The organism is Streptomyces sp. NBC_01217 (assembly GCF_035994185.1).
Classification (GTDB): Bacteria; Actinomycetota; Actinomycetes; order Streptomycetales; family Streptomycetaceae; genus Streptomyces.
Map to the genome: position 1 here is coordinate 4,599,040 of NZ_CP108538.1, position 18,882 is coordinate 4,617,921.

The window sequence follows — 18,882 nt, forward strand, 5'->3', positions numbered from 1 at the left end:
GTGTCCCCATCGGTCAGGGGCTCCGGCTCTCGCGCCGAAGCCTACTGCGACCGGGGAGCGCGCCGTCTGGCCCTATGGGCCCCAGGACCTTTCGCCTGGATCAGGCCGTGCTCGTACGGGAAGCGGCGCGAGGCCCCGGTGAGGGGGCCTCACGCCGGCCCATGCGTGCGGCTGTGTCCGGTTGTGCCTGGCTGTGTCTGTCCGGAATCAGCCCACCACGCCACCGAACAGTCCGCCGTGGGCCATGCCGAGGAAGAACCCGATGGCGGCCGCGCCCATGCCGATGATCAGCGGGAACCTCTCGCGCGTGGTCACCGAGATGTACTGCCCGTACGCAGCCGTGAGGATCCCGATGAGCCCGGCCCACGAACTGATCAGATGCAGGCTGTGGAACATCGCCGTCACGAAGGCGAGTGCGCCGAGGACGAGAGTCACCGCCACCAGGGTTTCCTGGAGCGGATGAGGCTTGCCGTCCGTGGCGAGAAGGGAGACGGGAGGACGGGGTCGTATTGCTTGTGCCATGGAGTACCTCCTGGCCGAAAGGGGCGCATCGTGGCGCCGGTCACACCCGATGTGTCCAGATTGCGTCTCTTGAGCACCGGATTTCAACCGGAAGCCGGTGTGCGGGTACTCTGTAACGTCTGCACCGGTGTCTGCCCAGGCCAGCACGTCAGCCCCCTCCTGATGGAGAGCGTTGTCAGTGGCGGCTGTTTTACTCGGAGACACTGTTGCTTTACGCATCACGACCCTCCTGCCACGGAACGACCGTGGCCGCTGAGTCCAAAGGAGGTGGGTTCCACATGCGTCACTACGAGGTGATGGTCATCCTCGACCCCGATCTCGAGGAGCGCGCTGTCTCCCCGCTGATCGAGAACTTCCTCTCCGTCGTCCGTGAGGGCAACGGAAAGGTTGAGAAGGTCGACACCTGGGGCCGTCGTCGTCTCGCTTACGAGATCAAGAAGAAGCCCGAGGGCATCTACTCGGTCATCGACCTGCAGGCTGAGCCTGGGGTCGTCAAGGAGCTCGACCGCCAGATGAACCTGAACGAGTCGGTCCTCCGGACCAAGGTCCTCCGTCCCGAGATCCACTGAGCATCTAGCTCAGCGGTCATCGGGTTCGAGTAGCAGCAAGCAGCCAGAAGCAATCCCCGCCGAGAGGTTCACCCATGGCAGGCGAGACCGTCATCACGGTCGTCGGCAATCTCGTCGACGACCCCGAGCTGCGCTTCACCCCGTCCGGTGCGGCGGTCGCGAAGTTCCGTGTCGCGTCCACTCCCCGCATCTTCGACCGGCAGACCAATGAGTGGAAGGACGGCGAAGGCCTGTTCCTCACCTGCTCGGTCTGGCGGCAGGCGGCGGAGAACGTCGCCGAGTCGCTCCAGCGAGGCATGCGCGTTGTCGTGCAGGGCCGGCTGAAGCAGCGGTCGTACGAAGACCGCGAGGGCGTCAAGCGCACGGTCTACGAGCTGGACGTCGAGGAAGTCGGCCCCAGCCTCAAGAACGCCACGGCCAAGGTCACCAAGACCACCGGTCGTGGTGGTCAGGGCGGCCAGGGTGGATACGGCGGCGGCCAGCAGGGCGGCGGCAACTGGGGCGGCGGTCCCGGTGGCGGTGGCCAGCAGGGCGGCGGCGGCGCTCCCGCCGACGACCCGTGGGCCACGAGCGCGCCGGCCGGCGGCCAGCAGAGCGGGGGCCAGGGCGGCGGAGGAGGCTGGGGCGGAAGCTCCGGCGGCTCCGGCGGTTCTGGCGGCGGCTACTCGGACGAGCCTCCCTTCTAGGGCAGCTCGTACCCCCACTTCTTGATCACACAGGAGAAACACCATGGCGAAGCCGCCTGTGCGCAAGCCTAAGAAGAAGGTCTGCGCTTTCTGCAAGGACAAGACCCAGTACGTGGACTACAAGGACACGAACATGCTGCGGAAGTTCATTTCCGACCGCGGCAAGATCCGTGCCCGCCGCGTGACCGGCAACTGCACGCAGCACCAGCGTGACGTCGCCACGGCAGTCAAGAACAGCCGTGAGATGGCGCTGCTGCCCTACACGTCCACCGCGCGATAAGGGAAGGGTGACCGAATCATGAAGATCATCCTCACCCACGAGGTCTCCGGCCTCGGTGCTGCGGGCGACGTCGTCGACGTCAAGGACGGGTACGCCCGTAACTACCTGGTTCCGCGTGGCTTTGCCATCCGCTGGACCAAGGGTGGCGAGAAGGACGTGGCGCAGATCCGCCGCGCCCGCAAGATCCACGAGATCGCCACGATCGAGCAGGCCAACGAGATCAAGACCAAGCTCGAGGCTGTGAAGGTCCGTCTGGCCGTTCGCTCCGGCGACGCCGGCCGTCTCTTCGGCTCCGTGACCCCGGCCGACATCGCCTCGGCGATCAAGGCCGCCGGTGGCCCCGACGTCGACAAGCGTCGCGTCGAGCTCGGCTCGCCGATCAAGACGCTCGGCGGACACCGGGTGTCCGTGCGTCTGCACCCCGAGGTCGCTGCGCAGCTCGGTATCGAGGTTGTCGCTGCCTAAGGGCACAGCTCACCAGAGCAGGTGAAGGGCCGTACCCCACGGGGTACGGCCCTTTGCTGTTTCACGTGAAACAGGGCGTCTTCATGTGAAACAGGGCGTCGGCCGGTGGTTCAGCGGGTGGCTCCGGTGACGATCCACTTGCCCGATCGGGTGCGCAGCCAGAGTGTCACGAGGCGGACGGCCATCATCAGGGTCATGGCCCACCACAGCGCGGTCAGGCCGCCGCCGAATGCTGGTACCAGCAGGGCGACCGGTGCGAAGACGGCCAGCGTGACGAGCATGGCCCAGGCCAGATACCGCCCGTCTCCGGCACCCATCAGCACTCCGTCCAGGACGAAGACCACGCCGGCGATCGGCTGGGACAGCGCCACCACCAGCAGCGCCGGGATCAGAGTGTTCTGAACGGACTGGTCGCCGGTGAAGAGGGGGACGAACAACGGCCGGGCAAGGACGATCAAAGCACCGAACACCACCCCGGACGCGATGCCCCACTGCACCATGCGGCGGCATGCCTCTTGTGCGCCCTTGGCGTCATCGGCTCCCAGATATCGGCCGATGATGGCCTGCCCCGCGATGGCGATGGCGTCGAGCGCGAAGGCCATCAGACTCCAGAGGGAGAGGATGATCTGGTGCGCGGCGATCTCGGTGTCGCCGAGTCGGGCGGCGACGGCTGTGGCGATCAGCAGCACGGCACGGAGCGACAGCGTGCGGACCAGCAGTGGAACACCCGCCTGGGCGCTGGCCCTGATGCCTGCGGCATCGGGCCGAAGTGAGGCGTCGTACCGGCGAGCTCCCCGTACCACCACGACCAGATAGGCGGCGGCCATGGCGACCTGTGCGATCACGGTGCCCCAGGCCGATCCGGCGATGCCGAGTCCGGCGCCGTAGACGAGCCCTGCGTTGAGGGCTCCGTTGGCCGCGAAGCCTCCGACGGCGACATAGAGCGGGGTCCGGGTGTCCTGCAGACCGCGGAGCACACCGGTCGCGGCCATCACCACGAGCATGGCCGGGATGCCGAGGCTGGAGATCCTCAGATAGGTGGTGGCGTAGGAGGCTGCGGTGTCGGAGGCGCCGAAAGCGTCCACGAGCCAGGGTGCGGTGGGGAGCGTGAGGGCGATGACGAGGATGCCGAGCAGGAGGGCCAGCCAGATGCCGTCCATGCCCTGTCGGATCGCGGAGGCCAGATCGCCCGCTCCGACCCGTCGCGCCACCGCCGCGGTGGTGGCGTACGCGAGGAAGACGAAGATGCTGACGGCGGTGGTCAGCAGTGCGGCGGCGACGGCCAGGCCGGCCAGCTGCGGTGTGCCGAGATGGCCGACGATGGCACTGTCGACCATCACGAAGAGCGGCTCGGCGACGAGCGCTCCGAAGGCGGGGACGGCGAGCGAGATGATCTCGCGGTCGTGCCGTCGGCGACTGGGCGGCGGGGGTACCGGGGCCTGGATCATGGGGGTCAATCTAATCTTCCACAGGTAATGGATGCAATGCCAATGAGGTCCTTACATTTTCTGGGACTCGGTGTTCTCCGGTGCGCTGTTTGTCGTGATCTTGTGCTGACTTGGAAAGTTTTTCTCCCCCACAGCCCGTGGATGGAGAAAGGCCAGGTCAGGAAGCTGGTAATGAGGGTGCTATGAGTTTGTCCACAGTGCTGTCCCCCGCTCCGTGCACAGGTTCTGTGGAGTTCTCCACAGCATCTGGTGCGTCGTCCACATGCCCTGTGGATAACCAGATTGGCTGACGGTGCTGAGCGGCCTACCGTGGTCCGGCGCCCGCACCCCGTTTCGGCCCTGGAACCCGCAGAACTCGATGCGCCGGAACCGGAGTCGGGCGTCTTGTTTGTCGGTGCTGTGCCGTAAGAAAGAGTGGCACGGCGAGGTCCGCGGAGCGGACGGGAGGAGGTGGCCCGGTGAGCATTCCCGAGCCTTTGGACGACCCCTGGGCCGACACCGGTCCCAGCGACCGTCTGCCCGTTACCCGCCAGCGCCGCGGCGAAGGCCGGGACCGCGGCGAACAGCACGAACGCGGCAGGGAGAGCGGCGGATGGGAGGGCGGTTCCCCCGGCTTCGAGCGGGTGCCGCCCCAGGACCTCGACGCCGAGCAGTCGGTCCTCGGCGGCATGCTGCTGTCCAAGGACGCCATCGCCGATGTCGTGGAGATCATCAAGGGCCACGACTTCTACCGCCCCGCCCACGAGACCGTCTACCAGGCGATCCTCGACCTCTATGCCAAGGGCGAGCCGGCCGACCCGATCACGGTGGCCGCCGAGCTGGTCAAGCGCGGCGAGATCACCAAGGTGGGCGGAGCCCCGTATCTGCACACCCTGGTCCAGTCGGTACCGACCGCGGCCAATGCTTCGTACTACGCGGAGATCGTCCACGAGCGGGCGGTCCTGAGGCGGCTCGTCGAGGCCGGTACGAAGATCACGCAGATGGGATACGCGGCCGACGGCGATGTCGACGACATCGTGAACTCCGCGCAGGCCGAGATCTACGCCGTCACCGAGCAGCGCACCAGCGAGGACTATCTGCCGCTCGGCGACATCATGGAAGGCGCGCTCGACGAGATCGAGGCGATCGGTTCGCGCAGCGGCGAGATGACCGGGGTGCCGACGGGCTTCACCGACCTCGACGCCCTGACGAACGGCCTGCACCCGGGCCAGATGGTGGTCATCGCGGCCCGCCCGGCCATGGGTAAGTCCACGCTGGCCCTGGACTTCGCGCGGGCCTGTTCGATCAAGAGCAATCTGCCCAGCGTGATCTTCTCCCTGGAAATGGGGCGCAATGAGATCGCGATGCGACTGCTCTCGGCCGAGGCGCGGGTGGCGCTGCACCACATGCGTTCCGGCACCATGACCGACGAGGACTGGACGCGGCTGGCCCGCCGGATGCCGGATGTCTCGGCTGCACCCCTCTACATCGACGACTCCCCGAACCTCTCCATGATGGAGATCCGGGCGAAGTGCCGTCGCCTCAAGCAGCGCAACGACCTCAAGCTCGTAGTCATCGACTATCTGCAGCTGATGCAGTCCGGCGGCTCCAAGCGTGCCGAGAGCCGCCAGCAGGAGGTCTCGGACATGTCCCGAAACCTCAAGCTGCTCGCGAAGGAACTACAGCTCCCGGTCATCGCGCTCTCCCAGCTGAACCGTGGCCCCGAGCAGCGCACGGACAAGAAGCCGATGGTCTCCGACCTGCGTGAATCCGGATCCATCGAGCAGGACGCCGACATGGTGATCCTGCTGCACCGCGAGGACGCGTACGAGAAGGAGTCCCCCCGGGCAGGCGAGGCCGACCTGATCGTGGCCAAGCACCGTAACGGTCCGACGGCGACGATCACCGTGGCCTTCCAGGGCCACTACTCCCGCTTCGTGGACATGGCACAGACCTGACCGGGCTTGTTGTAGGGTCTCAGATTTCGCTGCACAGTCTCACGCTCTGCTTCATATCGGCTGCACTTATGCAGTGGCCGTGAGACAAGCAGGTCGGCGCGTTCACTCTTTCGGGCTACTTGGCTCCGAGCTCAGGCGTCCGCTCTCGACGGCGGGCAGTCTGGTCGTACGGACCACGGTCTGGGTGGGGGTACGTCGTGGGCATTGCTGCGGAAGTCGTGGTCAGAGTGCGCCGCCACAATGGCGACGAGGTTGAGGAGTATGCCTGGCCGGCCGTTTCCAAGGATCTGTTGGCCTCTGCGGCGCCGTGGCGGGTATTCCGCTGGCACCGAGGGCAGAAGCACTACTCGGGTACCTACTGGTCAGCGACCATGCGCAACCACGTGATCTACGAATCCCGCCTGGAGCTAGCCCGATTGCTCTTCGCAGACTTCGATCGCAGCGTCCACGGCATCGTGGCTCAGCCCTTCCTGCTTCAGACCGTGCTGGAAGGGAAGATCCGCAAGCACATCCCGGACTATCTCCTGTTCACCGACCAGGTGCCGGTGATCGTTGACGTCAAGCCGCTCCACCGTGTGTCCAAGCCCGAGGTCGCGTTCACCTTCAATTGGACGCGGCAGGCGGTGGAGGCGCGCGGATGGAAGTACGAGGTCTGGAGCGAGCCTCCGACGGTGGAGCTGGAGAACGTCCGATTCCTGGCGGGTTACCGCCGGGACTGGCTGTTTAGCGCCGCACTGCTGGAAGAGCTTCGTGTAATTGATCTCGATGGAGTGCCCTTGGGACGGGCCGCGACCTGTCTGCCTGGCCATTCGGGACCCCAAGTCCGGTCAGTCATCCATCATTTGCTCTGGACGCAGAGTCTTGTTACCGATCTCGACCAGCCGCTCGGCCCGTCGCGCACGCTGCGGCAGCCGGCATGAGCAGGGCCGGGGCTCGCGTCGGAGTCGGTACGCGATTCTGCTACGACGGAGAGAGCGTCGAAGTGGTCGAGCTGGCGGCGACGACCATGGGAAACGAGGTGGTCCTCAAGGACGGGCATGGCTGCGTCCGGCGGCTGTCCCTGAAGGAGCTGTTGTTCTCCGACCGTGCCGAGATCGTTCCTGACCAGGCCGGTCCGTCGGCAGATGACGCTGGGGAGATCGCTTCAGTTGTCCTGAGTCAACTGCGTGATGACGAACGGCGGAAAGTCCTCGAACGAGCGGAACATGTCCGCGAGGTCCTGACGGGCTACCGCTCGGGCAGTGCGGAACTCGCACGCTCAGGAGAACCTCGCACCGAGTACGGGCCCGGTGAGTCGGCCGAGGCCAAGTACGCGGCGAAGGCTCGGGAACTTGGGGTGTCGGTCCGCTCGGTCAAGCAATGGGTCGCGGATTTCCGGCGTCATGGTGAGGCCGGGCTTGTCTCGAAGCGCGGTTTGTCCGGGCCGACGCAGCCGTCGGTCGATGACCGTTGGGTGGAGACCGCGTTGGAGGTGATGGTCGAGCACACCGGTCAGTCGAAGCCGTCGCGGACGCTGGTGATTGAGCGGACGCGGGCCCGGGTGGTTGCCAGGTTCGGTCCGGAGGTGGTGCCGCAGCCGAGTCGAGCGACTGCGTTTCGGGTGCTGGAGGGCCTGGAGCGGAGGCATCCGCTGTTCCGGCTGAGTACGAAGCGGAACCGGGATATCGCGGATCGTCCGGAGGGTCCGTACGGGAAGCTGCGGCCGACGCGGCCGGGTGAGTATCTGCTGATGGACACCACGCGGTTGGATGTGTTCGCGTTCGATCCGCTGACGTTGAAGTGGGTGCAGGCCGAGCTGACGGTTGCGATGGACTGGTACACCCGCTGCATCACAGGGATTCGGCTGACGCCGGTGTCGACTAAGGCGGTAGATGTCAGCGCGGTGCTGTTCCAGTCGTTTCGGCCGAGGCCGGCGGGGCGGGACTGGCCGCGCGGTGCGGTCTGGCCCGAGCATGGCATCCCGCGCACGGTCCTGGTCGACGTCGAGGGTGCCGTCGGTCCCGGGCTGGCCTCGCCACCGCTGGTGCCCGAGACGCTGGTGGTCGATCATGGCAAGGTTTACGTCTCGGAGCATCTGACGAGCGTCTGCCGCCGGATGGGGATATCGATCCAGCCGGCGAGGCTGCGGACGGGCCGGGACAAGGGACCGGTGGAGCGGTATTTCCGGACCTTGAGGGAAGGGCTGCTTGAGGCGCTTCCCGGTTACAAGGGGCCGGACATCCACTCTCGGGGCGAGGCTGCGGAGGACGATGCGTTCTTCTTCCTGGACGAGTTGGAGGCGATGATCCAAGAGTGGACGGCGGTGGTCTATCACTGCAGGCCGCACGCGAGTCTGGTCGATCCAGGGGTGCCGGGGCTGAGGATGTCCCCAGCGAAGATGTTCGAGCACGGGATGGCCAGGGCCGGCTGGATTGAAGTCCCGCGGGACAAGGATCTGGCCTTTGAGTTCCTCGCCACGAAGTGGCGCACGGTCCAGCACTACGGGGTCGAGATCGGTCGGCGCCGCTACAACGGCCCCGGCCTGCCCGAGCCGGGACTGCGAAGCCCGTATGCCGGGCCGGTGAAGAACGGCTGGCCTTTCCAGGTAGACCCCGACGACATCACCCGGATCTACTTCCGCGATTCGGCCACCCGGGCCTGGCACACGCTGGTCTGGGAGCACGCGCCGTCGGTTGAGATGCCGCTGAGCGAGGACGCGTTGACATTCGCCCGGCAGTTGGCCGCCTCGAAGTATCGCTTTCCCGACGACCGGCTCGCCGTTGCTGACTTGCTGGAGCGGTGGAACCTCGGACTGGGCACCACGATCGCCGAGCGGCGCATGGCCCTGCGGCTCTCGCGCGAGCAGGCCGCCATCGAACTTCCGGAGAGTGAGGCGGGGACGGTCGTCTCGCTTCCGTCCGTACGCAAGGCCCTCGGTCAGGACGAGGAGACCGCGAAACCGCAGAAGCCCGGCGCGGTGACGGAAACGGGTGATGACGACGAGGCCGATCTGGAGGACCTCGCCGAAGGGAACGACTTCTACGCCGATGCTCTGGAGGACGTGTGAACGACAGCAGTGTTCCGGAGCCGGACAATCTCGCCCTGTCGCGGAAGGAGGACTTCAAGGCGTTCGCCGAGAGCCCCCGCCGCAGCCGGCCCGATCTACTGACCCGCAAGCAGCTGAAGTCCCTGGCCACGCAGGCACGGGCGGACTACGACCGGCAGCGCCGGAAGTGGCACGCGAACATCGGCCCCATCAAGACACCGCAACTGGCGCAACTGCACGAGGACCTGTGGGACATCGTCGACAGCAACGAGCACGACGGCGACAAGGCCAAGGGGGCGGTTGCCGTCGACGCGTTCCCGGGACTGGGCAAGACAACCTCGGTGCTTGCCTTCGCCCGCGACTTCCACCAGCGGGAGATCGATGAGTCGGGCCCGTTCACAAGCCAGGGACACGAGCGGATCCCGGTCTGCCGGGTCGGGCTGACCGGGAACACCGGGATGAAGGACCTCAACCGGGCCATGCTGGAGTTCTTCGGCCACCCCGGACAGGGACGTGGCACCACCGCCCAGTTCGGACGGCGGGTGCTGGACTGCGTGTTGTCCTGCGATGTCCGACTGGTTGTTCTGGACGATCTGCACTTCTTGAGATGGGGACAGAACAGCGGCATCGAGGTGAGCAATCACCTGAAGTGGATCGCCAACGAGTTCCCGGTGACGCTGCTGATGGTGGGGGTCGAACTTGCCGAGAAGGGCCTGTTCGGCGAGGGAACCAACGGGCGCGACACCGCTCTGGCCCAGACGGGCCGTCGCACCACCCGTCTGGGGCTGCGTCCGTTCACCATCGAAGCGGAGGCCGGGCGACGGGAATGGCGGCAGATGCTGCTGGCCCTCGAACAGCGCCTCGTGCTCACCGACAAGCACCCCGGCATGCTCGCGGACGACCTGTCCGACTACCTCTTCGCCCGCAGTACCGGACACATCGGCTCGCTGATGACGCTGATCAACCGCGGCTGCCAGCGGGCGGTCCGCACCGGCGCCGAACGTCTCGACCAGGAGTTGATGGACCGGGTGAAGAACGATGAGGCATCCGAGGCGGCCCGCCTCGAGCTTCAGGCCGCGTTGGAGAAGAAGCGGCTGACCAGCCGTCCGCGATCCCGGAGCCGACGAGCCGCATGAGACCGCCGGCCCGCACCCTGCCGATCCGGCTGCCCCCGCTGCCCGGCGAAGCCCTGGATTCCTGGTTGGAGGCGCTGGCACGACGGCTGGACACCTCGCTCGGTGAAGTGCTGCGACATCTGGGGTTCCCGGTCAGGGAGCGGTCCGGGAACCACCTTCGGGACATTCCCCCGGACTGGACGGTCCTGCTCAACGGGCAGCAGACCGCGGCCGTCGCGCACGCAAGTGGGCTGGACGAGCAGACCGTCACGACCCTTACTCTCGCCCACTACGACTCCAGGGCCGCGCGCATCGACTTCCAGCGTCGGTACGTGAACCGGCACGTTCTCTGGGGCCGCAGTCGAGGCTCCCGGTTCTGTCCAGACTGCCTGAGGGATACCGACGGCCGATGGCAGCTGTTCTGGCGACTGGGTTGGGCGTTCGCCTGTCCCCGTCACGGCCGCCTGCTGGCGGACTGTTGTCCGCAGTGCGGACGTATCCCCCGTCAGCGCCCCCGCTCGGGCAGGGTCGTCCCTCACCCGGGAGTCTGCGGCAATCCGTCCGCCCACCAGGATGGTCGAGGTCCTGGGGGCTGCGGTTTCGATTTCTCACGGACTCATACGCTCTGGCTGCCTGCAGCACATCCCGCGCTCGCGGCGCAGGAGAAGCTGAGGGATGTCATTGAGTCCGGAACCGCAGCCTTCGGCACCTACGCGATCAGCCCCCAGCAGTCCCAGACGGCACTGGCAGATGTCCGGGCTATCGGTGGGCGGGTGCTGGCCGACCTTCCAGAGCACGTCGCCAGAAGCCTGGTTCCGGCGGACATCGCCGAGGAGCATTTCACCCCCGACCCGGGCTCCCGGCTCGCCCTGCGGGCGACTGAACGGCCCGGTTTTATGGCGCCACCACGAGCGGCGAGTATTGCCGTCGGGGCGATCATCGCCCTGCACGTTCTTGATCAGCCCGACATCCACCAGGCAGGGGCCGCGATGCGCGGCTTACTGGAGGCGATGCGGGACGAGCTCTGGCAGATCACCTCCACCAGCATCGATAGCTGGGGACGTGGCCTGAGCCCCGTGCTGAAGGGAGTTCAACTGGCGGCGCTGGCACCGTCCTTGCGCCCTAGCGAACACATCCGATATTGCACACCCACCGACCTGCCCAGACGCCCGGGAAAGACCAGCCAGGACATCGCCCAACGGGCCCGGAAGATCCCGAGCACGTTCTGGAAGTTATGGACAACACGGCTCGTCCCATCCGATGGCGTCTATCCCCGCACGCTCGCCCCGGTCCTGGCCGCCATGCTCCTGACCGTCGACAGCCGGACTACCTTCGAGGAAGCCGCCGCCTACCTCGGAGGAGTCACCGACAGAATCGACATCTCCCGCATCCTGCAGATGCTCGACGACCAGCCGCATTGGCCGGACACCGTTAGAGCTCTGGTTCGGTTGGCCGACCACCTCGATGCTGTTCACGTTCCCGTCGACTACCGGCGACGCCGTGGTCTGGACTACACGAATCTGCTGCCGACCGAACGCTGGCTGGAGATCTGCCGCCGCACAGACACAAGCCCGGGAAGCGGCCGCCGTGAACGCATTGCCCGCAGCCACCTGTTCCAGCGCATCAGTGGGCTTCCCCTCGAAGCGGCCCCCGACCACCAAAGACTCAACGAAGCAGAGTTCCGAGCCCAAGCCGCCCGTTTTGCCGCCGTGCAAACCCCCAAGCTGGCCGAAGCGCTGGCCTACGAAGCCAGAATCTTCCTCGCCGAGCACCGTATCCGCGACGAGCCCGTGACCTGGCATCCTCCCGCCACTTTGCTGAGCGGACTCGAACTTCCCGGTCCCGACCCAGCACACATCGACGTCTCCCGTCTGCACCGACTCGTTCGCCAGCACAAAAACCCGGTTCAGTACGCAGCCGATGTCCTCGGCACGAGCATCGAGGCGGTCCGGCACATTCTGGACGAACGCCCAGCACCCGAACCTCCGCCGAAGAGCACAGTGAGACCCATGCCCCGCATCCGCATGCGGGCACGCCAGGAAGTGCCGCCCGACACCTTCTCCCGCCTCTACCTCGACGAGCACCGCTCTCTTGACGACATCGCCGAGCTCACCGGCTTCTCCCGGAAGGTGCTGACCGCTCTCGCGCGGGAATACGGCGTCTCTCTGCGCAGCGGGAACCGGGACTACAGACGTCGCGGAGTAGTCGAGAAGGACTGGCTGACGGAGCAGTACGTCGTCCATCGCCGGACGCTGGCCGACCTCGCCCGAGAGAAGGACATGAGCCCCACGAACATGGCCCGATGGGCCCACACCCACAACATCCCCCTCCGCTCTCCTGGAGGAAGAAGCCACCACACTGCCCTCCGCGCAACCGATCACGCCGAGGAGTAGGGAGGGAGTCAGTCCCGACGCTGACTGCTGGAGCCAGCCATTGCTGGCCCGCAGTTCGCCGGAAGTCTCTCCACCACCATGGAGATGGCCTCCTCTGCCGTGTCAGCTTCACCGACGACTGTCCCGCGGGAAGGCCCGCAGACTCGGTATCGTCCGTCGCTCAGTGGGTCGACGAACGGCACGTCCCATGAGTACGGGAACCCGGTGCAGGTCGTGAAGTGAAGTGACCAGTGGCTGGTGAACGGATACAACTGCCGCAGCTTCGGGTCGGTCGACGCAGTCTCGGCGAGCGCCAGTGTCTGGCGGGCGAGGTCGAGACGATCGGCCTCCTGGCGCAAGTCCTCCAAGAGGAGCCGCCACTGCACAGTGACCGCTTCGGCTGGACCGCGTTCATGCGCTTCGGCCAGTTCGCTCACCTTGATGAAGGGGGCAGCCTTCTCGATCTCGCGGAGCCGGGCCCCGTTTCGCCAACCTGCTGCGGCTCGGGCCAGCTTTTCCAGATCGGAGGTCGAGCCCGAGAGCAGTTGAACGCCTTGACGCAGGCCATTGATGTTGAACCAACGGCTCTCTGACCCGATGAAGATCCAGCAGGGTTCCCGGTCAGGAGCTGTGCTGGCCACGCTGGCTGTCCGCAGCGGGTCCGAGTCGTCGCTCAGCACCGCATCTAGGTCCAGCCCCTGCTCGGCAGCAGCCAGTGCCAAGGCCGCAGCCAGACTGCCGGCAGCCGCAAGATCCGGATAGAGAACAGGGTCGGCGGGAGTTGGTTCGTGTCGAGCGGGGCGCGGGGAGTTCGAGGTCACCGCCGGAGTCTGCCGTCTGCGCTGAGGAAATGGCCACCCTCGTGAGACGGATCTTCCATGCCGCACGGTGAGACAGGTCGCACCGCACCAGGTCAGCGGGCTGTGTCATGCCATGAGACGCGAGATCCTACACTTGTGGGGGCCGATCCGGTTCAGTAATCGAGCCCGTATCTCAGCAACGTCGGGTGGTTCAGTCGGCCCATGTGTCCAGCCCGGGAGCAGCGGGCGTGGAGTGGTGTTGTCGGCGTACGGTTGGGCGCCATGCGGATCACGAAGTACACCCACGCATGTGTGCGGTTCGAGCGCGATGGCCGGGTGCTGGTCATCGATCCCGGGACGTGGAGCGAGCCGGCTGCCCTGATCGGCGCGGACGCAGTGCTGGTGACTCACGAACACGCCGATCACATTGATGTCCTTCGCCTGGCGGGGCTCGGCGTGCCGGTTTACGCCCCGGCCGAAGCGAACATTCCACGGCTGGAGGTCACGGCGGTTTCCTCAGGTGTGGAGTTCACTGCTGCCGGCTTCCGCGTACAGCCGGTCGGCGGGCGTCACGCGTTCATCTACGCCGGCGAACCGGATTGTGCGAACCTCGGCTACATCATCGACGAGGCGATCTACCACCCTGGTGACTCGCTGCACGTCCCCGAGCAGCCGATCGAGACGCTCCTGGTTCCGGCCCAAGGATCGTGGATGAAGACGGCGGAGGCGATCGACTTCGTGAAGGCGATCAAACCGCAGCGGGCGTTCCCGATCCACGACGCGCAGATCAACGGTCGCGGCCTCAGCAGCGTCAACGGCTGGCTCGCCGAGGAGACCGACAGCGGTTACCGGTATCTGATGCCCGGCGAATCCGTCTGAAGTGATGTCCAGACTCGCAAATTGACACAGCCAGGGCTCTGTCCTATCCGGCGGGAGTGCCCGGCCGGCCCGCAGCTATGGGCCCTGGACCCTGCTGGACCACGAGCAGTGGTCCTGCGAGGACTCGACGGACCCCCGGCCCCCGATCGCTATCCGGTCGCGAGTGCCGTTTCGCGCAGACGTGCGGCGTCCTTGCCGGGTGGCGTGCCGAATTGGCGGCGGTATTCGCGGCTGAACTGCGAGGGGCTCTCATAGCCGACCGCGTAGGCAGTGCCCGCGACGTCGCCCGGATCGGCGATGAGCAGCAGGCGTGCCTCCTGCAGGCGGATCTGCTTCTGGAACTGGATCGGGCTCATCGCGGTGACCGCCCGGAAGCTGCGGTGGAAGGCCGATGGGCTCATCCGTGCGGTCTGGGCGAGGTCGTCGACCCGAATCGTGTCGGCGTAATGGTCGCGGATCCAGCGGACGGCATGGCCCACGCAGCTCAGGCTGCTGTCGGCGAGGCCGAGCTGGCGGACGGTGGCGTCCTGTTCCCCCGTCATGAGCAGCCAGAGGATCTCCCGTTCGACCATCGGGGCAAGCACCGGCAGGTCGCGCGGTCGGTCGAGCAGGCGCAGCATCCGTACCGCGGCGTCGATGAGCTCGTCGGAGGCGTCGCTGACGGCGATTCCCGACGGCGCCGCGACGCCGCGGCCGACGCGCCGGAAGTCGCCGGCCGCCGGATCCAGCAGCAGTTCCGCGATGACCGACGGCCGGAGGACGAGTCCGAAGCCGAGCGCGGGCTCAGCCGGGCTGGCCTCGGTGAACTGGCCGGTGACGGGCAGGTCGACGGATGCCACGAGGTACTGCCCAGCGCGGTACTCGTAGATACGGTCGCCGAGCGCGAGACTCTTGGCACCCTGCGCGATGAGAGCCAGCACAGTGCCTGTGGTGGACGTTGCCGGAGGGGCCGGCTCCGTCACGAGGGAGACGAGCACTCCGTCCAGAGCGGCGGTCCCGCCGTCGTGAGCATGCCGGGTGATGAGGGTGCGCAACTCGTCCAGGAGCATGTATCGATTGAATCATCCACGCGTCGTGGCGGATACCCGTTCCTGGCATAACAAGCAGGATGAGGCAAGAGAGTGCCAGGATTTGTCTATGGATTCCTGGGGTGGTGCTGCTTCGATTGAGGAAAGCGGCGAGAGCATTCGGCAGTCCGGACCGACCGGACACGGTGCGGCCGCACCGCATGGAAGGAACAAGACCCATGACCACAGCCATCGTCACAGGCGCCAGCTCCGGCATCGGCCGGGGCGCAGCCGTCCAGATCGCCAAGCGCGGTTCCGGCGTCATCCTGACCTACAACAAGAACCCCGAGGGAGCCCACGAGACCGTCGCGGAGATCGAAAAACTCGGCGGCGCCGCCGTCGCGCTGCCTCTGGACATCGGCCGCAGCGAGACCTTTCCCGCCTTCAGGGAGTCTGTGTGCCGCGCTCTTGCCGACACCTGGCAGGCGGACTCCGTCACGTACCTCGTGAACAATGCCGGGTTCGGCCGGATGTCGATGTTCGAGGACACCACCGAGGAGCTGTTCGACACGTTCGTGCGGGTCATCCTGAAGGGGCCGTACTTCCTCACCCAGACCATGCTGCCGCTGCTGCAGGACGGCGGCGCCATCGTCAACGTCACCAGCAACTCGGCTCTGTCCTCGGGCTTGGAACCCGGCTACTCGGCCTACGCCTCGATGAAGGGCGGCCTCGTCGTGCTCACCCGCTATCTCGCCAAGGAACTCAGCGTACGAGGCATCCGCGTGAACTCCGTCGCTCCGGGCCCCACGCGCACCCGCCTCGCCGACGACGCCTTCGCGAAGTACCCCGAGGTCATCGCGCCGATCGCCGCGAAGACCGCGCTGGGCCGGGTCGGCGAGGCCGAGGACATCGGCAAGGTGATCGCCTTCCTGCTCTCGGAGGAGGGCGGCTGGATCACCGCGCAGGACATCGAGGCCGCCGGTGGCTACAACCTGTAGCTACAGGAACAGTGGCATCTCCGGCGGCGGTCGCGCGGCCTCCAGGCGGAGTCCAAGCACGGCGAGGTAGCCGGCCCGTATGCCCAGTTGTGCGAACTCGTGGCCTCCCGGACACTCCAGGAGTCGCCGAAATGGGTTCGCCACACCCCGGGCTTTGCGGGTAGTTGTTGAGCATGACCTCCCCATCTGAACAGTTGCTCCCCGGTACGCAGCGCGCTCTGCTGCACCGCATCGCCGTCGCGCAGTCGGAGGGCCGGACACCCTCGCTCGTCGCCGCGGTACAGCGGCAGGGGCAGACCGTCTGGAGTGGCTCCCGCAGCTGCGTGGACGGCCATGCCCCCGACGCCGACACCCAGTTCAGGATCGGCTCGATCACCAAGACATTCACGGCGGTGCTGGTCCTTCGGCTGCGCGACGAGGGACTCCTGGACCTGGAGGACCCGCTGGAGAAGCATCTGCCCGGCACGGGCGTCGGCGGAGTCACGGTTCACCAACTCCTGGGCCACAGTGCGGGACTGGGAGCCGAGTCACCCGCACCCTGGTGGGAGAGGACCCCGGGCACCCTGCGGCCCGAGCTGGCCGATGTACTCGGCGGGCAGACGCGGATGCACATCCCGGGCCGTCGGCACCACTACTCGAACCCCGGCTACACACTGCTGGGCGCCCTGATCGAGAAGGTGCGCGGGGCGAGCTGGGCGGAGGTGCTCCAGCGCGAGATCCTGGAACCGCTGGGCATGCACCGTACGAGCCCCCAGCCGCTGGCACCGCACGCGGGTGGCTGGGCCGTGCACCCCTGGGCCGATGTCATGCTGCCCGAACCGGTCGAGGATCTCGGGCTGATGGCCCCGGCCGGCCAGCTCTGGTCCACGACCGGCGATCTCCTCCGCTTCGCGGTCTTTCTCGCAGAGGGGGACGACCGGGTGCTCGGCGCCGCCTCCGTGGAGCAGATGCGTGAACCGTCCGCGCCGGCCGAGTCCGGTGACTGGGAATCCCATTACGGCCTGGGTCTTCAGCTCGTACGGAGGGACGGCCGCACGCTCTTCGGGCACACGGGCTCGCTGCCCGGCTTCCTGGCCGCCCTGTGGCTCAGCGTCGAGGACGATGTGGCGGCCGTCGTGTTCACCAACACCACGTCGGGGGTGCTGGCCGGCAGCGTTGCCGCCGACCTCGTGAAGATTGTCGCCGAGGCCGAGCCCCGCATCCCGGAGCCCTGGCGCCCGCTGCCCGAGGCCGACGCGGAGCTGCTCGCGCTGACCGGGCCCTGGTACTGGGGCACACATGCCAACGCCCTGCGGCTGACCTCGGACGGCGGGCTGCAGCTTGGGCCTCTACGAGGCTACGGACGCGGCGCCCGGTTCGCCGCACAGCCCGACGGTACCTGGATCGGTCTCAACGGCTATTACGCGGGGGAGACGCTGCGGATCGTCCGGAACGGCGACGGCAGCGTGAACCATCTCGACCTGGGGTCGTTCGTCTTCACACGGGAGCCGTACGACCCCGCGGCGGCTGTTCCCGGCGGCGTGGACGAGGGCGGCTGGCGGGGCCTGGAAGCCTGAGCCCCACGTTTCACGTGAAACGGGAGGGGGCGGCCGGCTCAGGTCGTCAACTCCCGTTCCAGCGGGGTACGGAAGCGTGGAGTGATGCGAGCCCGGCCCACCCATTGCGACAGCCGGGATACTTCCGTCTCGATCGCGGCGGTGGCATCCCGGCCGACGTCGGAGAGCAGCCGCCAGACCGGCTCACCATCGGCGCGCTGTGCCCAGCCGCCCACGATCTCGCCGTTCCACCACACGGTCGGGCCGATGTTGCCGGACCGGTCGAAGAGCGCCTCCCGATGGCCGTCGGGAAGGTGGAATCCGCGATCGGCCCAGCCCATCGCGCTGGGGTCGAGTGACGGAAGCAGCGCGGCCCAGGGTTCCGGGGCCGCATCCGGTCCCAGGTCCTCCGGCAGGACCCAGCCCGTGGCGCCGTTGTCGAGCAGGACCTCCTGGGCTCCGACCGCTGCCAGTGCCTTGCGGACCTGACCCAGCCCCCAGCCCGTCCACCACTTGAGATCGGCCTCGGTCGCCGGACCGTAGGAGCGGAGCCAGCGTCGTGCCAGTTGCGCCTGCGCCTGCGCGGGTTCCTCGGACGGCCAGGGCGCGGTCGAGGTCCAGCGGAACTGGCTGGAGGTCCAGGAACCGCGTGGCCGGTCCCTGCGGATGCGGCCCTCGGCTGCCAGGATCCGGATGACACGGGAGGCGACGCCCTGCACTCCCTCGTACTTCTTGCCGGGGAAGACCGTGATCTTGGCGCGCAGGGCAGCCACGGCGGCGGAGAGTTCGCTGCCGGTGACGGGACCGTGGGCCGTCAGGGCGGCAAGGGTCTGCTGTTCGGTGTCGGCGAGCCAGTGCTCGTCCAGTCCACTGCCGTCGTTCGCCAGGTGCTTGAGGAAGGTGCGGCGTTCCTTGGCGGCCACGGCCCGGGCGTTCGATGCGTCAACGTACGGGGCGAGTTCCTGCGATACGACGAAGAGGGTGTTGCGCATGGAGAGCTGCCGGACCAGCGAGACATCTTCGTAGAGCGCCCGTTCCACTGCGGCGACGCTTGCCTCGGACATCCGGGCGCACGCGGAGAGGAAGACGGTGGCGGCGTCGGAGGCGTGCAGAGCGACGACCGCGTCGGCCACGGTCACGGGGGACACGGTCCGTGCGGACGGGGCCAGCAGATGTCGCCGACCGAGTCTGATCCTGCGTTGTTCGTCACTGATGCGGTGCACAGACAACCTCTCGGATTCCGG

17 protein-coding genes are annotated in these 18,882 nt (G+C 67.1%); 12 read left to right on the forward strand and 5 right to left on the reverse strand.

Annotated features, from left to right (window positions below; genetic code table 11):
- Nucleotides 1–207: 207 nt before the first annotated feature.
- Nucleotides 208–522 (reverse strand): hypothetical protein, encoded by a 315-nt coding sequence (locus OG507_RS20260; RefSeq protein WP_327368610.1) that lies wholly within the window; start codon nucleotides 520–522, stop codon nucleotides 208–210.
- 278 nt (nucleotides 523–800) lie between these two features.
- On the opposite strand from OG507_RS20260, the gene rpsF reads away from it, so the two are divergent.
- From rpsF to rplI, 4 genes are all read left to right on the forward strand, one after another.
- Nucleotides 801–1,091 carry a 30S ribosomal protein S6 gene (rpsF, locus tag OG507_RS20265; protein WP_327368611.1) on the forward strand — a complete coding sequence of 97 codons (291 nt, stop codon included), beginning with the start codon at nucleotides 801–803 and terminating at the stop codon, nucleotides 1,089–1,091.
- Nucleotides 1,092–1,165: 74 nt separating this feature from the next.
- Complete coding sequence (locus OG507_RS20270) at nucleotides 1,166–1,777, forward strand: single-stranded DNA-binding protein (RefSeq protein ID WP_327368612.1); 612 nt, start codon at nucleotides 1,166–1,168, stop codon at nucleotides 1,775–1,777.
- A 43-nt stretch (nucleotides 1,778–1,820) separates the two neighbouring features.
- The gene (rpsR, locus tag OG507_RS20275; RefSeq protein ID WP_003967857.1) at nucleotides 1,821–2,057 is read left to right on the forward strand and encodes a 30S ribosomal protein S18; all 237 of its coding nucleotides are present in this window, start codon (nucleotides 1,821–1,823) and stop codon (nucleotides 2,055–2,057) included.
- An 18-nt stretch (nucleotides 2,058–2,075) separates the two neighbouring features.
- Nucleotides 2,076–2,522, forward strand: coding sequence for a 50S ribosomal protein L9 (gene rplI / locus OG507_RS20280; RefSeq protein ID WP_327368613.1), 447 nt, complete (start codon nucleotides 2,076–2,078; stop codon nucleotides 2,520–2,522).
- 110 nt (nucleotides 2,523–2,632) lie between these two features.
- On the opposite strand, the gene OG507_RS20285 is transcribed toward rplI, so the two are convergent.
- On the reverse strand, nucleotides 2,633–3,970 hold the full coding sequence (locus tag OG507_RS20285) for an MATE family efflux transporter (RefSeq protein ID WP_327368614.1): 1,338 nt from the start codon (nucleotides 3,968–3,970) through the stop codon (nucleotides 2,633–2,635).
- 458 nt (nucleotides 3,971–4,428) lie between these two features.
- Between OG507_RS20285 and dnaB the strand changes: the two genes are divergently transcribed.
- The 5 genes from dnaB (at nucleotide 4,429) to OG507_RS20310 (ending at nucleotide 12,440) form a co-directional block, all read left to right on the forward strand.
- Entirely contained in the window at nucleotides 4,429–5,907 is a 1,479-nt protein-coding gene (gene dnaB, locus OG507_RS20290) for a replicative DNA helicase (protein ID WP_327368615.1), read from the forward strand.
- A gap of 197 nt (nucleotides 5,908–6,104) precedes the next feature.
- Nucleotides 6,105–6,827: a TnsA-like heteromeric transposase endonuclease subunit gene (locus tag OG507_RS20295; protein WP_327368616.1), complete on the forward strand. Its 723-nt coding sequence runs from the start codon at nucleotides 6,105–6,107 to the stop codon at nucleotides 6,825–6,827.
- The gene (locus OG507_RS20300) at nucleotides 6,824–8,953 is read left to right on the forward strand and encodes a helix-turn-helix domain-containing protein (RefSeq protein WP_327368617.1); all 2,130 of its coding nucleotides are present in this window, start codon (nucleotides 6,824–6,826) and stop codon (nucleotides 8,951–8,953) included. The genes OG507_RS20295 and OG507_RS20300 overlap by 4 nt, the downstream gene beginning before the upstream one ends.
- Nucleotides 8,950–10,068 (forward strand): AAA family ATPase, encoded by a 1,119-nt coding sequence (locus OG507_RS20305; protein ID WP_327368618.1) that lies wholly within the window; start codon nucleotides 8,950–8,952, stop codon nucleotides 10,066–10,068. The genes OG507_RS20300 and OG507_RS20305 overlap by 4 nt, the downstream gene beginning before the upstream one ends.
- Nucleotides 10,065–12,440, forward strand: a complete 2,376-nt coding sequence (locus OG507_RS20310) for a TniQ family protein (RefSeq protein WP_327368619.1) — start codon at nucleotides 10,065–10,067, stop codon at nucleotides 12,438–12,440. Before OG507_RS20305 ends, OG507_RS20310 begins: the two co-directional genes overlap by 4 nt.
- An 8-nt stretch (nucleotides 12,441–12,448) precedes the next feature.
- Here the strand turns inward: OG507_RS20310 and OG507_RS20315 are convergent, their stop codons facing one another.
- On the reverse strand, nucleotides 12,449–13,240 hold the full coding sequence (locus OG507_RS20315; RefSeq protein ID WP_327368620.1) for a DUF6193 family natural product biosynthesis protein: 792 nt from the start codon (nucleotides 13,238–13,240) through the stop codon (nucleotides 12,449–12,451).
- A 261-nt stretch (nucleotides 13,241–13,501) separates the two neighbouring features.
- On the opposite strand from OG507_RS20315, the gene OG507_RS20320 reads away from it, so the two are divergent.
- Complete coding sequence (locus OG507_RS20320) at nucleotides 13,502–14,098, forward strand: MBL fold metallo-hydrolase (protein WP_327368621.1); 597 nt, start codon at nucleotides 13,502–13,504, stop codon at nucleotides 14,096–14,098.
- Nucleotides 14,099–14,247: 149 nt separating this feature from the next.
- Here OG507_RS20320 and OG507_RS20325 read toward each other — a convergent pair whose 3' ends face one another.
- A complete protein-coding gene (locus OG507_RS20325) occupies nucleotides 14,248–15,147 on the reverse strand; it encodes an AraC family transcriptional regulator (protein WP_327368622.1) in 900 nt (299 codons plus the stop codon).
- A 197-nt stretch (nucleotides 15,148–15,344) separates the two neighbouring features.
- On the opposite strand from OG507_RS20325, the gene OG507_RS20330 reads away from it, so the two are divergent.
- A complete protein-coding gene (locus tag OG507_RS20330) occupies nucleotides 15,345–16,103 on the forward strand; it encodes an SDR family NAD(P)-dependent oxidoreductase (protein ID WP_327368623.1) in 759 nt (252 codons plus the stop codon).
- 173 nt (nucleotides 16,104–16,276) lie between these two features.
- Nucleotides 16,277–17,659, forward strand: coding sequence for a serine hydrolase domain-containing protein (locus OG507_RS20335; protein WP_327368624.1), 1,383 nt, complete (start codon nucleotides 16,277–16,279; stop codon nucleotides 17,657–17,659).
- A gap of 38 nt (nucleotides 17,660–17,697) precedes the next feature.
- Here OG507_RS20335 and OG507_RS20340 read toward each other — a convergent pair whose 3' ends face one another.
- Nucleotides 17,698–18,861: a winged helix DNA-binding domain-containing protein gene (locus tag OG507_RS20340; protein WP_327368625.1), complete on the reverse strand. Its 1,164-nt coding sequence runs from the start codon at nucleotides 18,859–18,861 to the stop codon at nucleotides 17,698–17,700.
- Between the last annotated feature and the right edge of the window lie 21 nt (nucleotides 18,862–18,882).

Excerpts from the sequence above, each read along its gene's own strand:
- OG507_RS20260 (WP_327368610.1), bottom strand. The coding sequence starts at position 522 with ATGGCACAAGCAATACGACCCCGTCCTCCCGTCTCCCTTCTCGCCACG.
- rpsF (WP_327368611.1), top strand. The coding sequence starts at position 801 with ATGCGTCACTACGAGGTGATGGTCATCCTCGACCCCGATCTCGAGGAG.
- OG507_RS20270 (WP_327368612.1), top strand. The coding sequence starts at position 1,166 with ATGGCAGGCGAGACCGTCATCACGGTCGTCGGCAATCTCGTCGACGAC.
- rpsR (WP_003967857.1), top strand. The coding sequence starts at position 1,821 with ATGGCGAAGCCGCCTGTGCGCAAGCCTAAGAAGAAGGTCTGCGCTTTC.
- rplI (WP_327368613.1), top strand. The coding sequence starts at position 2,076 with ATGAAGATCATCCTCACCCACGAGGTCTCCGGCCTCGGTGCTGCGGGC.
- OG507_RS20285 (WP_327368614.1), bottom strand. The coding sequence starts at position 3,970 with ATGATCCAGGCCCCGGTACCCCCGCCGCCCAGTCGCCGACGGCACGAC.
- OG507_RS20300 (WP_327368617.1), top strand. The coding sequence starts at position 6,824 with ATGAGCAGGGCCGGGGCTCGCGTCGGAGTCGGTACGCGATTCTGCTAC.
- OG507_RS20310 (WP_327368619.1), top strand. The coding sequence starts at position 10,065 with ATGAGACCGCCGGCCCGCACCCTGCCGATCCGGCTGCCCCCGCTGCCC.
- OG507_RS20320 (WP_327368621.1), top strand. The coding sequence starts at position 13,502 with ATGCGGATCACGAAGTACACCCACGCATGTGTGCGGTTCGAGCGCGAT.
- OG507_RS20325 (WP_327368622.1), bottom strand. The coding sequence starts at position 15,147 with ATGCTCCTGGACGAGTTGCGCACCCTCATCACCCGGCATGCTCACGAC.
- OG507_RS20330 (WP_327368623.1), top strand. The coding sequence starts at position 15,345 with ATGACCACAGCCATCGTCACAGGCGCCAGCTCCGGCATCGGCCGGGGC.
- OG507_RS20335 (WP_327368624.1), top strand. The coding sequence starts at position 16,277 with ATGACCTCCCCATCTGAACAGTTGCTCCCCGGTACGCAGCGCGCTCTG.